This window comes from Streptomyces sp. NPDC058632 (genome assembly GCF_042717095.1).
Taxonomy (GTDB): Bacteria; Actinomycetota; Actinomycetes; order Streptomycetales; family Streptomycetaceae; genus Streptomyces.
Genome location: NZ_JBHXQZ010000049.1, coordinates 1 through 13,095 on the forward strand (window position 1 = coordinate 1; position 13,095 = coordinate 13,095).

Here is a 13,095-nt window from a genome sequence, read left to right on the forward strand (position 1 = left end):
TCCGCGCCCACCCCCACGGGCGCGGACGCGGCAGCGGACACGGCCCCGGGCGCCGGCGCGGACACGGGTTCGGCCACGGCGCTCGACGTCGTCGACGGCGTCGTCGGTACCGCGGCGGGCGCCGTGGCCGGCCTCACCGGGCCGAAGGCCGCCGCGGTGAACTTCGCGGGCACCGTCTCGCTGAGCAACTGCTCGGGCTCCGTCGTCCGCCTGCCCCACTCGGCGGGCGACGACCCCGCACTCGTCCTCACCAACGGCCACTGCCTGGAGAGCGGCTTCCCCGCGGCCGGCGAGGTCCTCGTCGACCGGGCGTCCAGCCGCAGCTTCGGACTGCTCGGCTCCTCCGGCTCCCGGGTCGCCACCCTGCGCGCCAACCGGCTCGTCTACGCGACCATGACCGACACGGACGCGGCGGTCTACCGGCTCGGCACCACGTACGCGCGGATCAAGAGCGCGTACGGCATCGACGCGCTCACCCTCGACGACACCCGCCCGGCGGCCGGCACCGCCGTCAGCGTGGTCTCCGGCTACTGGAAGCGGATCTACAACTGCTCCGTCGACGGGTTCGCGCACCGGCTGAAGGAGGGGGCCTGGACCTGGAAGGACTCGGTCCGCTACACCCCCGCCTGCGACACCATCGGCGGCACCTCCGGCTCGCCGGTCGTCGACGACGCCACCGGCAAGGTGGTCGCCGTCAACAACACCGGCAACGAGGACGGCGAGCGCTGCACGGTCGACAACCCGTGCGAGGTCGACGCGAACGGCGTCGTCACGGTCCGCCAGGGCGTCAACTACGCCCAGCAGACCTACCCGTTCACCGACTGCTTCGGCGCGGACGGCGTGCTCGACCTCGACGCGAGCGCCTGCACCCTGCCCAAGCCCTGACGAGCCCGTCGCGGGCGGGCGGTTCAGCGGGGCGGCCTGCGGACCGCCCGCCCCGCCAGTACGTCGGTACGCCGCCCGTCCTCGATCACGAACCGCCCGTCGACCAGCACGTACGGGATGCCCGTCGGCGGCGTCCGGGGCTGCTCGAAGGTGGAACCGGCGGCCACCGTCCGTGGATCGAACAGCACCAGGTCCGCCTTGTAGCCCTCGCGGACCAGCCCGCGGTCCGCCAGCCGCAGCCGCGCGGCCGGCCGGGACGTCAGATGCGCGACGCACTCCTCCAGCGACAGCACGCCCAGCTCCCGCACGTACCGCCCGAGATACTGCGGGAAGGTGCCGTACGCGCGCGGGTGCGGCTTGGCACCCTGGAGGATGCCGTCCGAGCCGCCGGTGTGCACCCGGTGCCGCATGATCTCCCGCACGTTCTCCTCGTGGCCGACGTGCTGGAGGATCGAGGGGGCCAGCCTGTCCTTGAGCAGCAGCTCACGGGCGACGGCCCACGGGCTCTCGCCGCGCAGCGCGGCCGACTCCTGGACCGTGCGGCCCACGTACTCCGCCAGCGCGGGGTCGCCCACCCCGGAGATCTCGATGGTGTCCCACTCGACGGGCACGCCGTGGCAGCCGTCCGAGCCGGTGACCTCCAGGTGGTGCCGGATCCGCTCGGCCGTCGCGTCGTCCGCGAGCCGCCGGAGGATCTCCTCGGGCCCGCCCTCGCCCGCCCAGCTCGGCAGCACGGCGACCAGCGTGGTGGCGCCCGGCGTGTACGGGTACGTGTCGAGGCTGATGTCGGCGCCGGCGGCGAGCGCGTCGTCCAGCAGCGCCAGCAGCTCGGGCGCCCTGCCCTTGTTCACGCCGAAGTTCATCGTCGCGTGCGCCAGGTGCAGCGGGCAGCCCGCCTCCCGGGTGAGTGTCACCATCTCCTCGTACGCCCGGAGCGCGCCCGCGCCGTAACTGCGGTGGTGCGGGCAGTAGTAGCCGCCGTAGTGGGCCACCACCCGGCACAGTTCGGTGAGTTCGGCGTCCTTGGCGTACATGCCGGGCGTGTACGTCAGCCCCGACGACATGCCGACCGCACCCTGTCCCATGCCCTCGGCGACGAGTTGCCGCATCCGGTCCAGCTCCGCGGGGGTGGCGTCCCGGTCCTCCCAGCCGACGGCGAGGGCGCGGACCGTGCCCTGCGGGATCAGGTAGGCGGCGTTGACGGCGATGCCCCCGTCGAGCCGGTCCAGGTACTCGCCGACCGACCGCCAGTCGAAGTCGATGTCGTCCCCGCCGCCGTTCCACCCGGCGATCGCGCGGCGGACCTCGCCGAGCGTGCGGTCGTCGACCGGCGCGTACGACAGGCCGTCCTGGCCCAGCACTTCGAGGGTGACGCCCTGCGCGGCCTTGGCGCTGTGGTCGGGGTCGCGCAGCAGCGCCAGATCGCTGTGGGCGTGCATGTCGATGAAGCCGGGGGAGAGGACCAGCCCCTCGGCGTCCAGTTCGCGGCGGGCCTTCGGGCGCTGGCAGCCCGCTGCCGCCGCCTCCTTCACGATCGAGACGACACGGCCGCCGTCGACGACCACGTCCGCGCGGTACGCGCTGTCGCCGGAGCCGTCCACGACGTCGGCGTCCCGGATGACGAGTTCTTCCATGACACGGCCTCCTAGAAGAACGTACGGATGTAGTCGACCACCGTGCCGTCCGCCTCCGCCACGGGGATGAGCACCCACTTGTCGAAGGAGGTGCACGGGTGCGAGAGCCCGAGGCCCAGCCAGTCGCCGGCCTCCAGGTCGGCCTGTGGGGCGGTACTCAGCCAGGCGTGCTGGTCGGAGAGGGAGACGACGGAGATCCCGGTCGCCGGGCGCTCCGCGCCGTCCCGGCGGACCACCTGGGCGAACGGCAGGTCGAGGTCGTGGGCCGCGTCCCGCTTGCCCGCGTTGGCGAAGGCCTGCTCGGCGGACGGCCGGGACACGATCTGCGTCCACAGCCGGAACGCCGGCTCCAACGCGCCTTCCTCCGGTACCCGGTTGAACGGAGTCAGCTCGCGGTAGTGCCCGTCGTCGTGCGAGACGTACGCGCCCGAGCGCAGCAGCTTCAGGACGGGCAGGGAGAGTTCGGGGAGCTCCGCGAAGACGTCGGCCACCGCGTCGAACCAGGCGCTGCCGCCCGCGCTCACCACGATCTCGTCGAGACCCGCGAACCGCCCCGCCTTGTCGAAGTCCACCGTCAGGGCCACCAGGCGCCGCAGCCACGCCGCCACCCGCTCCGGGTCGGCGTCCGGTACCTCGCCCTCGTACCCGGCGACCCCGACCAGCCGCAGCCCGCGTGCGCCCGCCACCGCGTCGGCGACGGCGGCGCACTCCGCCTCCGTCCGCACCCCGGTCCGCGCGCCCTCGCCGCCGGCCAGCTCGACCACGACGTCCACCGGGCGGGCGGACCCGGCGAGGGCCGCGTCCATCAGCTCGACACCGCGCACGGAGTCGACGTAGCAGACGAACCGGAAGCCGGGGTCGGCGTCCAGCTCACCGGAGACCCACCGCAGGGCCGCCGGGTCCACCAGCTCGTTGGCGAGGAACACCCGCCGAACGCCGAACGCCCGTGCCACCCGCACCTGATGCGGCACCGCGAGCGTGATGCCCCAGGCGCCGTGCTCGATCTGGCGCCGGAAGAGCTGCGGGGCCATGGACGTCTTGCCGTGCGGGGCGAAGGCGAGGCCGTGCCGGGCCGCGTACGTCTCCATCAGTCTCAGGTTGTGCTCCAGGCGCTCGGCGGACAGCGCGAGCACCGGCGTGGTGAAACCGCCGGTGAACAGGTTCCGGCGCTGGGCGGCCAGCTCGCCGACGGTCAGGCCGTCGGCGTCCGGCGGGAGGCCCTTGAAACGGTGGTCGACGCGTTCCTCCGCGAGGAGCGCGTAGGCGTCGGAGCCGGGGTCCATGGCCATCAGAGCCTCCCTGATCTGGTCTGTTGCATTCCCTGCAACAGCCATTGCGTATGTCGCTTACCGCTGTCTAACATCTCGGCCACGCGGGGTCAACGGAAACGGATCCCCGCGGCCACCGGGCACCACGCGGGCGAACGCGTCGACGACGACGATCCGGACGCCGGCCGTCCGGACACCGACCGACCCGCGACCGACCCGCGACCGACCCGCGACCGACTGCCACCCGAGGAGCCACTCCACCGTGACCGCCACCGGACCCCGCACCGCCCCCGACGTCGTGGAGACCGTCGACGTCGTCGCGCTGGGCGAGTCCATGGTGACGTTCCTGCCCTCCCGGCCGGGGCGCCTCGCCGACGTGCCCTCCTTCGAACGGGCCATCGGCGGCGCGGAGTCCAACACCGCCTGCGTCCTCGCGGCGGCCGGCCACTCGGCGCGCTGGATCAGCGCGGTCGGCCGGGACGGCTTCGGCGACCACCTGGTCCGGGCGGTCGGGGAGTACGGCGTCGACGTGTCGTACGTCCGGCGCGACCCGCACCGCCCCACCGGCATCTACTTCCGCACCGCCGGCGACCGCGCCACCGACGCCCACGAGGTCGCCTACTACCGGGCGGGCTCCGCGGCCTCCGCGATGACCGCCGACGACATCGACCTGGAGGCGGTGCGCGCCGGACGCGTCCTGCACCTGTCCGGCATCACGGCCGCGCTCTCCCCCGGCTGCCTGGACCTCCTGCGGGAGCTGACCGCCCGCCGCCCCGGCCGACCCCTCGTCTCCTTCGACGTCAACCACCGGCCCGGACTGTGGCGCGACAGCGGCGCCCACGGCCCCGAGGTGCTGCTGGAGCTGGCCCGAGGGGCCGACATCGTCTTCGTGGGAGAGGACGAGGCCGAGTCCGCCTGGGGCATCAAGGGCGGCCCGTCGGCAATCCGTGAGGCATTGCCCGAGCCGGAGGTCCTGGTGGTCAAGCAAGGCGCACAGGGAGCCACGGCCTTTTGCCGCACACCCGCGGGCAGTCGTGCCGCCGGGGCGGCACCGGTGGGCGCTGGGGGTGCCCCCTCCGGGGGAGGCACCCCGTCGGCGCCGGGTTGCGCGCCCCACCCCCGGCCGGCACCGGTACCGGCACCGGCACCGGGCACCTTCGTCCCCGCCCTCACCGTCGACATCGTGGCAACGATCGGAGCCGGGGACGCCTTCGCCGCCGGGTTCCTCTCCGCCACCCTGCGCGCCCTGCCCGTACGGGACCGGCTCCGGCACGGCCACCTCACGGCCGCCGCCGCCCTCACCGTCCCCGGCGACCTCGCCGCGCCCCCCGCCCGCGACCTGGCCGACCGGCTGGCGGCCCTGGACGAGGCGGCGTGGGGGACACTGCGCCTTGGCCCCGGTTGGACAGAGACCGACACCGCGGACGCGGGTGCGGACCGGGCCGAGGAGGAGGTACGTACCCCATGAGCCAGACCGTCGACCGCGCACTGAGCATCCTGCCGCTGCTCGCCGAAGGACCCGCCGACCTCGGGCAGGTCGCCGACCGCCTCGGCGTGCACAAGTCCACCGCCCTGCGGCTGCTGCGCACCCTGCATGAGCACGGACTCGTCTACCGCCAGTCCGACCAGCGCTACCGGCTCGGCGCGCGCCTCTTCGCCCTCGCCCAGGAGGCGATGGAGAACCTCGACGTCCGCGAGATCGCCCACGCCCACCTCGTCCGCCTCAACGAGCAGTGCGGGCACACCGTGCACCTCGCCGTCCACGAGGAGAACGAGGTGCTCTACATCGACAAGGTGGAGAGCCGCTACCCGGTCCGCATGTACTCGCGGATCGGCAAGCCCGTCGCCATCACGGTCGCCGCCGTGGCCAAGCTGCTCCTCGCCGACCTGCCCGAACACGAGCGCCGCGCTCTCGCGGAGAAGCTCGACTACCCCATGTACACGTCCTGTTCGACACCCAACCCTCCCGCGTTCCTGCGCGAGTTGGAGAAGGTACGCGAACAGGGCTGGGCCACCGACCTCGGTGGCCACGAGGAGTCCATCAACTGCGTCGCCGCGCCGATCCGCGGCGCCGACGGCCGGGTGGTCGCCGCGATGTCGGTCTCCGCGCCGAACGTCGTCGTCACCGCCGACGAACTCCTCACCCTGCTCCCGCTGGTCCGCCGCACCGCGGCCGCGATCAGCGGCGAGTACTCCGGCCGGACTCCGGCAGAACTCCAGTGAAGGACAGCCCCGCATGACCGAGAAAGTCGCCCTCACCCCGAGCACGCACACCACCCCGCCCGCGAAGTTCTCCCACGGCGTGCGCAAGGGCAACATCCTCCAGGTCGCCGGACAGGTCGGGTTCCTCCCCGCCGAGGAGGGCAGGCCGCCCACGCCCGCCGGCCCCACCCTGCGCGAGCAGACCCTCCAGACCCTCGCCAACGTCAAGGCGATCCTCGAAGAGGGCGGCGCGACCTGGGACGACGTGATGATGATCCGCGTCTACCTCACCGACGTGGACCACTTCGCGGAGATGAACGGCATCTACAACACCTACTTCGAGGAGCAGGGCCTCACCCAGCCGCCCGCCGCGCGCACGACCGTCTACGTCGGCCTGCCCGCGGGGCTCCTCATCGAGATCGACGCGCTGGCCGTACTGGGCTGACGCGCCCTCACCCCCTCCCCCTCCCGCGACCGCCCCGCACCCCGTATCCCACGGCACGGCGTCCGTCACCCCTGTGACGCCGTGCCGCGATTCCCCGTGCCCGGCTGCACCCTCCGGGGCGGCCCCCGGACCCCCGGTTTCATGAGCTCAAGCAGAGGACCCCCGAATGCCCCACCCGTCCCTTTCGCTCGCCGCCGGCGCGGCGGCCGAGACGTCCCCGCACACCGGCGGGCTGCTCCTCCTCATCGACGGCACCGCCGGTCTGCTGACCGTCGCCGCCATCGGTATCGTGCTGCTCCTCTTCCTGATCATCAAGGTCAGGCTCCAGCCCTTCGTCGCCCTGCTCGCCGTCTCCATAGCCGTCGGCCTGATGGCCGGCCTGTCGGTCACCGAACTCTTCGGCACGGTCCAGCGCTCGGACGCGGTGTCCACCATCGAGTCCGGCATGGGCGGCATCCTCGGCCATGTCGCGATCATCATCGGCCTGGGCACCATGCTCGGCGCGATCCTCGAGGTCAGCGGCGGTGCCGCGGTACTGGCCTCGCGGCTGCTCGGCCTGTTCGGCGAGAAGCGGGCCCCGCTCGCCATGGGCCTCACCGGCCTGATCTTCGGCGTCCCGGTCTTCTTCGACGTCGGTATCTTCGTCCTCGCGCCGATCGTGTACGCCGCCGCCAAGCGCTCCGGCAAGTCGATCCTGCTCTACTGCCTGCCGCTGCTCGCGGGCCTGTCCGTCACCCACGCCTTCCTGCCCCCGCACCCCGGCCCCGTCGCCGCCGCCGGACTGCTCGACGTCGACCTCGGCTGGGTCATCCTCATGGGCGTCGTCACCGGCCTCCCGGCCGTCGTCGCCGCGTGGGTCTACTCCGCCTGGATCGGCAAGCGGATCTTCGTCGCCGTACCGCAGGACATGGTCGAGGCCGCCGAGGAGTCCCGTCAGGCCGTCCTCGACGAGCAGCGTGCCGCAGGCGTCGAGCCGCGCGAGGCGCCCGTGCCGTTCGGCACCGTCCTGGGCATCATCGGTACGCCGCTCATCCTGATCCTCGCCTCGACGTTCTCCTCGATCGCCCTGGACGAGTCCACGCTGCGCTCGGTCGTCGAGTTCTTCGGCCACCCGTTCGTCGCGCTCACCATCGCCCTGTTCCTGGCGTACTACCTGCTGGGCATCCGGCGCGGCTGGTCCCGCAAGTCCCTGGAGACCGTCTCGACGTCCTCGCTGAAGCCGGTCGGCAACATCCTCCTGGTCGTCGGCGCCGGCGGCGTCTTCGGCGCGGTCCTCAAGGGGAGCGGTGTCGCCCAGGCGCTGTCCGACACGTTCAACGACGTCGGCCTGCCGGTGATCGTCCTGTCGTACCTGATCTCCGTGGTGCTCAGGGTCGCGCAGGGCTCGGCGACGGTGGCGATCGTCACGACGGCGGGCATCGTCGCCCCGCTGCTGTCGGAGGGGGACCACTCGCAGGCGTTCGTGGCGCTGGTCATCATGGCCATCTCGGCGGGCTCCATCTTCGCCTCGCACGTCAACGACGGCGGTTTCTGGATGGTCGCCAAGTACTTCGGCATCAGCGAGCGGGACACGCTGAAGACGTGGACGGTGCTGGAGAGCGTCCTGTCGGTGGCGGGCTTCGTGGTCGCGGCGGCGCTCAGCCTGGTCGTGTGACACCCGGCGGATCACCGCACCAATCGGCTGATCATCATCCGATTGGTGCGAACGGTGGGTCGCATGTAGGCGTCTGATAACGAAGTAGGGGCTGGCTGTGTCCCACACAGGATTGTCGACCATACTCATCCGGTGTGGAGCAGCGCATAGGTTCGAACAGCCAGCCCCAGCCCCTGGAAGGCGCCGGATTCGACCCGGCCTTCATCCCCGGGCTCACCGCACCCGCGCCCGGCGCGTCCGACCGGGAGGCGGCCGCGAAGGATGTGAAGGGCGAGGAGGAGCCGGAGGACGCGAAGGCGGCGCCGGAGCAGGAAGGCGCGGCGCCGGAGGCGGAGGCCGACGCGGCCGAGGAACCGGGGACGGAGTCCGGGGCGGCGGCCTCCCTGGAGAAGCCCGCGGCCTCCGAGGTCTCCTCGGCCGCCGGGACGTCCGAGTCCTCCGGGACGTCCGAGTCCTCCGGGACGTCCGAGTCCTCCGGGACGGAGCCCGTCACCGACGGTCCCGTCTTCGAGGCGTCCGACCGCCGTGCCGAGATCGTCGCCGATCACAGCGGCGTACGGCTCCGGCTGGACGACCAGGCGTGCGAGTTCCGCTGGGACGAGATCGGCGCGGTGGAGACGGAGACCGGTCGCTTCGGCAAGCGCTACACGGTCACCGTCCACACCACGGAGGGCCGTTGGTACCCGATCGAGATCGAGGCCACGTCCCGCAGCCGCTTCGCCGCGTGGGACACGGAACTGGACGCGGTCCTCGACGCCTACTTCGACGACGGGGCACCCGAGCCCGAGCCCGAGGCGGCCGGCACGGACACGTCCGACACGGCCGGCACGGATACGGACCGGTCCAAGGCCGACGCCGACGAGGACAAGTCCACGTCGGACGCCGACCCCGTGGTCTAGGCACCTCGGCGACTCCTGGTGACGCTAACTGCAGTACTGCGCCTCCTTGCCGATGGAGCGGTACATGCAGTCGGCGTTCTCCAGGAGTTGCAGGACGGCGTCCCGGTTCCGGGACGTCTCCCGCTCGATGACCTCGTCGGGCGGGTAGAAGCCGCCGCCCGACGAGGACCTCGGGTACATCTCGTAGGTGTAGCCGAAGATCTTGTGAGTGCCCCACAGGTAGTCGTCGATCGACCCGTCCGTGATGTACAGATCGCTGGACTGCTGGGCCGTGTAGCCGTTGCTCGCGGCCATCTTCTGGCCGACCGTCCGGAAGGCGGCGTGGTCGTCGGCCGTCATGCCGGTCGTGGTGTCGGAGTAGGTGTAGCCGAACGGCCACAGCACCAGCTCGCTGTACGTGTGGAAGTCGACGCCGGCCTTGATCTGCTGCACCCCGCCCACGACCCGGCTGCGCACGAAGTCGGCGACGACCTTCACCTCGGGCGCGGACTCGGGAGCCGAACCCCGGTAGGTGTCGGAGGACTTGGAGCCGGAGGAACCGCCGCAGCAGCCCCAGCGGTAGTCCCAGTTGCGGTTCAGGTCGGTGCCGACGTACGACGAACCGGAGTTGGGCTGGCGGTTCTTGCGCCATGAACGGTAGGAGCCGGTGGCGATGTCGTACTCGCCGCCGTCCGGGTTGAGGTCCGGGATGATCCAGATCTCGCGGCCGTTGACCATGTTGGTGACCCGGGAGTCGCTGCCGTATCCCGCGCCGAGTTCGCGCAGCAGGTACAGCGCCATCTCCACGGTGAGGTGCTCACGCGCGTGCTGGTGGTGGGTGAACAGGACCTCGGGTTCGTTCTCGTCCGCCCTCACGTTGTCGCTGATCTTGATGGCGACGATGTCCCGGCCCTGGTAGGAGCGGCCGATCACCCGCTTGCTCATGATGTTCGGGTACGCCGACAGCCGCTGGTCGATCTCCGCGTTCATCTCGGCGTAGTTGTGATACCGGGAGTCGGCCGAGGGGAAGTCGAACAGCCGCAGACCGTCGGCGGCGGACGAGCGGTCCGGTGCGGCGCCCAACGGCGTCAGCTCGTACCCCTGTTGACGCAGGGTGCGGATCTGGTCCGCGCGGCCGGAGACCACCACGGTCTCCTCGTCGGCCTCGTCCACGGTGACCCCGGCCTGCTGGATCGCCGTACGGGTCACGGGAGTCGTGTGCTGATGGATCTCGTACTGGCGGATGTCGTCCGCCGAAGGCGCCGCCTGCTTCGCGCTGTCGGCGCCGGCCTCCGTGGCCGACAGCGACACGGGCGCGGCGAGGGCGAGGGCGAGGAGTGCGGCGAGCACGGCGGAGCGTCTGCCGCGTGTGCGAAGTCGCATGAAATCTCCTTGTGGGAGGTGGGGGTTGTCCATGACGACGTGCCTGTGCGGTGTGCGGTGTGCGGTGCCGCAATCCTGCGCGCGTGACATGATCAGGTCAAGAGTGTCGTGCCGGTCGGCCGGTTGCCCGCTCGTCCGGCACGACGGCCGGTCGGTCGGCCACCCGACCAGGTATATCCGGTGAAGATCCCGCACGCCCCCTTGTCCGCCCGGTGTTCATGGGCTTTCTTGCCTCCATGGCGGACACCACGGGAAACACCCAGGACACCGGAGCACCACCCCAGGCCCCCGGCCCTCAGCCCCGCAAGTCGAGTTGGCGTTACATCGGCCCAGGAATCGTCGTCGCCGCGACCGGTGTGGGCGCCGGCGACCTGGTCGCCACCCTCATCGCGGGCAGCGCCTTCGGCTACACCCTGCTCTGGGCGGCGGTCATCGGCTGCCTGGTGAAGATCTCCCTCGCCGAGGCGGCGGGCCGCTGGCATCTGGCCACCGGACGAACCCTGTTCGACGGCTGGGCGAGCCTGGGCCGCTGGACGACGTACTTCTTCGGCGTCTACGTCGTCATCTGGGGCTTCGTCTACGGCGCGGCGGCGATGTCGTCGAGCGCGCTGCCCCTGCAGGCCCTCTTCCCGGACGTGATGGACCTCGAATGGTGGGGCATCGCCTGCGCCCTGGTGGGCCTGGCCTTCGTCTGGTTCAACCGGTACGCGGTCTTCGAGAAGGTCATGACGGTCCTGGTGGGCGTCATGTTCGTGGTGACGGTCTACCTGGCGATCAGGGTGACCCCGAACCTCGGTGACGCCTTCGCCGGACTGCTCCCGGTCCTGCCCGACGCGGACGACTCGGTCCTCTACACCCTGGGCCTGGTCGGCGGCGTCGGCGGCACGATCACCCTGGCCGCGTACGGCTACTGGGTCAACGCCAAGGGCTGGACCGACACCGGCTGGATGAAGGTGATGCGCCTGGACAACCGCGTCGCGTACCTCACCACCGGCCTCTTCGTCGTCGCGATGCTCTTCGTCGGCGCCGAGCTGCTGCACTCGGCGGGGCTCGCGCTGGAGAAGGGCGACAAGGGCCTGGTGCAGCTGGGCGACATCCTGGAGGACAGGTACGGCACCGCGACGGCGAAGTTCTTCCTGATCGGCTTCTTCGCCACGTCGTTCACGTCACTGATCGGCGTGTGGCACGGGGTGAGCCTGATGTTCGCCGACTTCGTGACGCGCGGCCGGAAGAAGGCGAAGGCGTCGACGGGCGAGGCCATCGCGTCCGGCCGCCCGGAGAAGTCCTGGCCGTTCCGCGCCTACCTGCTGTGGCTGACCTTCCCGCCCATGATCCTCCTGTTCGAAGGCCAGCCCTTCCGCCTGATCATCATCTACGGCGTCCTGGGCGCCGCCTTCATGCCCTTCCTCGCCCTGACCCTGCTCTGGCTCCTCAACTCCACCCGCACCCCGAGCGAATGGCGCAACGGCCCCCTCAGCAACGGCATGCTCGCCGCCGCGGGCCTCCTCTTCCTGGTCCTGTGCGTCAAGCAGGTCTGGGACCAGCCGTGGTCGGAGTTCTTCTGACGCCCGGGGCCCGGCCCCGGGCACCGCAGCTCGGGGTCAGTCCTCGCCGTCCAGCATGGCGGTGGTGAGGACATGGCCGGCGACGCCCCAGCCGCCGTCGGCGACCTCGTCGACGAGGACGACGGTGGTGGGGCGGGCGCGCTCGCCGTAGATCTCCGCGTACAGGTCGGTGGTGCGCTCCACGATCTTCTTCTTGTCCTCGGCGGTGAGGGTGCCTGCGGGCACCTTGAAGTGGGCGAAAGGCATGGGGCTTCTCCTTGGAGTCGTCATCGGCGGGTGCGGAGACGGCGGTCCGCGGGGTGGGGGTGGGGGTGGCGGGCCTGCGGTGCCAAGGCGCTCGGCGGCGGCTGCCTCAGCCCGGCGCCAGCCTCACACCAGGCCCCCGTTGGCCCGCAGGATCTGGCCGTTCACCCAGCGGCCCTCCGGACCGGCGAGGAAGGCGACCACCCGGGCGATGTCCTCCGGGGTGCCGAGCCGCTCCAGCGCCGGGGCCTTGGCCAGCGCATCGATCTGCTCGGGGGTCTTGCCCTCGAGGAACAGATCGGTGGCCGTGGGACCGGGGGCGACCGTGTTCACGGTGACGTCCCGCCCGCGCAGCTCGCGGGCGAGGGTCAGCGTGAGCGCCTCGACGGCGCCCTTGCTCGCCGCGTACGCCCCGTAGGCGGGGAGCTGCGTGCCGACCACGGAGGTCGAGAACCCCACGAACGAGCCGCCCGCGCGCAGCCGCCGTGCGGCCTGCTGGGCGACCACGAAGGCGCCGCGGATGTTGGTGCGGTGCAGGGCGTCGAGCACCGCCAGGTCGAGGTCGGCGATGGGGGAGAGCGCGAGCCGGCCGGCGGAGTTCACGACGACGTCCACGCCGCCGAACTCGCTCTCCGCCCGGTCGAACAGCGCGGCGACCGCGTGCTCGTCCGCCACGTCCGCCCGGACGGAGACCGCCCGCCCGCCGGCGGCGGTGATCGCCTTCACCGTCTCCTCGGCGGCGGCCGTGTCGCCGGCGTAATTCACCACGACGGCCAGACCGTCCCGGGCGAGCTTCAGGGAGACCGCCCGGCCGATGCCGCGCGATCCGCCGGTCACGACGGCGACCCGATCGGCCGCCGGTGCGAAAGCAGGGGGATTCGTAGCCATGTCCTCCACGATGCGCGGAGCCGGCCGGCGGAGCCAGGGGATGTCATCCC

The 13,095-nt window shown here is 71.8% G+C and carries 12 protein-coding genes; 7 read left to right on the forward strand and 5 right to left on the reverse strand.

The annotated features are described in order from the left end of the window. Window positions 1-885, forward strand: an 885-nt coding sequence (locus tag ACFWVE_RS19685) for a serine protease (protein ID WP_384015594.1), incomplete at its 5' end; no start/stop codon positions are given. A 23-nt stretch (window positions 886-908) separates the two neighbouring features. Here ACFWVE_RS19685 and ACFWVE_RS19690 read toward each other — a convergent pair. Together ACFWVE_RS19690 and ACFWVE_RS19695 are read right to left on the reverse strand one after the other, a co-directional pair. Continuing rightward, window positions 909-2,519 (reverse strand): amidohydrolase family protein, encoded by a 1,611-nt coding sequence (locus ACFWVE_RS19690; protein WP_384015596.1) that lies wholly within the window; start codon window positions 2,517-2,519, stop codon window positions 909-911. An 11-nt stretch (window positions 2,520-2,530) separates the two neighbouring features. Continuing rightward, entirely contained in the window at window positions 2,531-3,808 is a 1,278-nt protein-coding gene (locus ACFWVE_RS19695; protein WP_384015598.1) for an amino acid deaminase, read from the reverse strand. A gap of 241 nt (window positions 3,809-4,049) precedes the next feature. On the opposite strand from ACFWVE_RS19695, the gene ACFWVE_RS19700 reads away from it, so the two are divergent. The 5 genes from ACFWVE_RS19700 to ACFWVE_RS19720 all read left to right on the forward strand — a co-directional run bounded on the left by ACFWVE_RS19700 (window position 4,050) and on the right by ACFWVE_RS19720 (window position 8,987). Next, on the forward strand, window positions 4,050-5,255 hold the full coding sequence (locus ACFWVE_RS19700; RefSeq protein ID WP_384015600.1) for a sugar kinase: 1,206 nt from the start codon (window positions 4,050-4,052) through the stop codon (window positions 5,253-5,255). Then, window positions 5,252-6,010, forward strand: a complete 759-nt coding sequence (locus ACFWVE_RS19705; RefSeq protein WP_384015602.1) for an IclR family transcriptional regulator — start codon at window positions 5,252-5,254, stop codon at window positions 6,008-6,010. Before ACFWVE_RS19700 ends, ACFWVE_RS19705 begins: the two co-directional genes overlap by 4 nt. 13 nt (window positions 6,011-6,023) lie before the next feature. Next, entirely contained in the window at window positions 6,024-6,434 is a 411-nt protein-coding gene (locus tag ACFWVE_RS19710) for a RidA family protein (RefSeq protein WP_384015604.1), read from the forward strand. A 166-nt stretch (window positions 6,435-6,600) separates the two neighbouring features. Next, window positions 6,601-8,088: a GntP family permease gene (locus ACFWVE_RS19715; RefSeq protein ID WP_384015606.1), complete on the forward strand. Its 1,488-nt coding sequence runs from the start codon at window positions 6,601-6,603 to the stop codon at window positions 8,086-8,088. A 134-nt stretch (window positions 8,089-8,222) separates the two neighbouring features. After that, window positions 8,223-8,987: a hypothetical protein gene (locus ACFWVE_RS19720; RefSeq protein ID WP_384015608.1), complete on the forward strand. Its 765-nt coding sequence runs from the start codon at window positions 8,223-8,225 to the stop codon at window positions 8,985-8,987. A gap of 24 nt (window positions 8,988-9,011) precedes the next feature. On the opposite strand, the gene ACFWVE_RS19725 is transcribed toward ACFWVE_RS19720, so the two are convergent. Further along, window positions 9,012-10,349, reverse strand: coding sequence for a M14 family metallopeptidase (locus ACFWVE_RS19725; RefSeq protein WP_384015610.1), 1,338 nt, complete (start codon window positions 10,347-10,349; stop codon window positions 9,012-9,014). 236 nt (window positions 10,350-10,585) lie between these two features. On the opposite strand from ACFWVE_RS19725, the gene ACFWVE_RS19730 reads away from it, so the two are divergent. After that, the gene (locus tag ACFWVE_RS19730) at window positions 10,586-11,914 is read left to right on the forward strand and encodes an Nramp family divalent metal transporter (RefSeq protein WP_384015612.1); all 1,329 of its coding nucleotides are present in this window, start codon (window positions 10,586-10,588) and stop codon (window positions 11,912-11,914) included. Window positions 11,915-11,950: 36 nt separating this feature from the next. Here the strand turns inward: ACFWVE_RS19730 and ACFWVE_RS19735 are convergent, their stop codons facing one another. Further along, window positions 11,951-12,160: a 4-oxalocrotonate tautomerase family protein gene (locus tag ACFWVE_RS19735; protein WP_384015614.1), complete on the reverse strand. Its 210-nt coding sequence runs from the start codon at window positions 12,158-12,160 to the stop codon at window positions 11,951-11,953. A gap of 123 nt (window positions 12,161-12,283) precedes the next feature. Beyond that, on the reverse strand, window positions 12,284-13,045 hold the full coding sequence (locus ACFWVE_RS19740; RefSeq protein WP_384015616.1) for an SDR family oxidoreductase: 762 nt from the start codon (window positions 13,043-13,045) through the stop codon (window positions 12,284-12,286). Between the last annotated feature and the right edge of the window lie 50 nt (window positions 13,046-13,095).

Coding starts and splice junctions, on each gene's coding strand:
- ACFWVE_RS19690 (WP_384015596.1), bottom strand. CDS start 2,519: ATGGAAGAACTCGTCATCCGGGACGCCGACGTCGTGGACGGCTCCGGC.
- ACFWVE_RS19695 (WP_384015598.1), bottom strand. CDS start 3,808: ATGGCCATGGACCCCGGCTCCGACGCCTACGCGCTCCTCGCGGAGGAA.
- ACFWVE_RS19705 (WP_384015602.1), top strand. CDS start 5,252: ATGAGCCAGACCGTCGACCGCGCACTGAGCATCCTGCCGCTGCTCGCC.
- ACFWVE_RS19710 (WP_384015604.1), top strand. CDS start 6,024: ATGACCGAGAAAGTCGCCCTCACCCCGAGCACGCACACCACCCCGCCC.
- ACFWVE_RS19715 (WP_384015606.1), top strand. CDS start 6,601: ATGCCCCACCCGTCCCTTTCGCTCGCCGCCGGCGCGGCGGCCGAGACG.
- ACFWVE_RS19725 (WP_384015610.1), bottom strand. CDS start 10,349: ATGCGACTTCGCACACGCGGCAGACGCTCCGCCGTGCTCGCCGCACTC.
- ACFWVE_RS19730 (WP_384015612.1), top strand. CDS start 10,586: ATGGCGGACACCACGGGAAACACCCAGGACACCGGAGCACCACCCCAG.
- ACFWVE_RS19735 (WP_384015614.1), bottom strand. CDS start 12,160: ATGCCTTTCGCCCACTTCAAGGTGCCCGCAGGCACCCTCACCGCCGAG.
- ACFWVE_RS19740 (WP_384015616.1), bottom strand. CDS start 13,045: ATGGCTACGAATCCCCCTGCTTTCGCACCGGCGGCCGATCGGGTCGCC.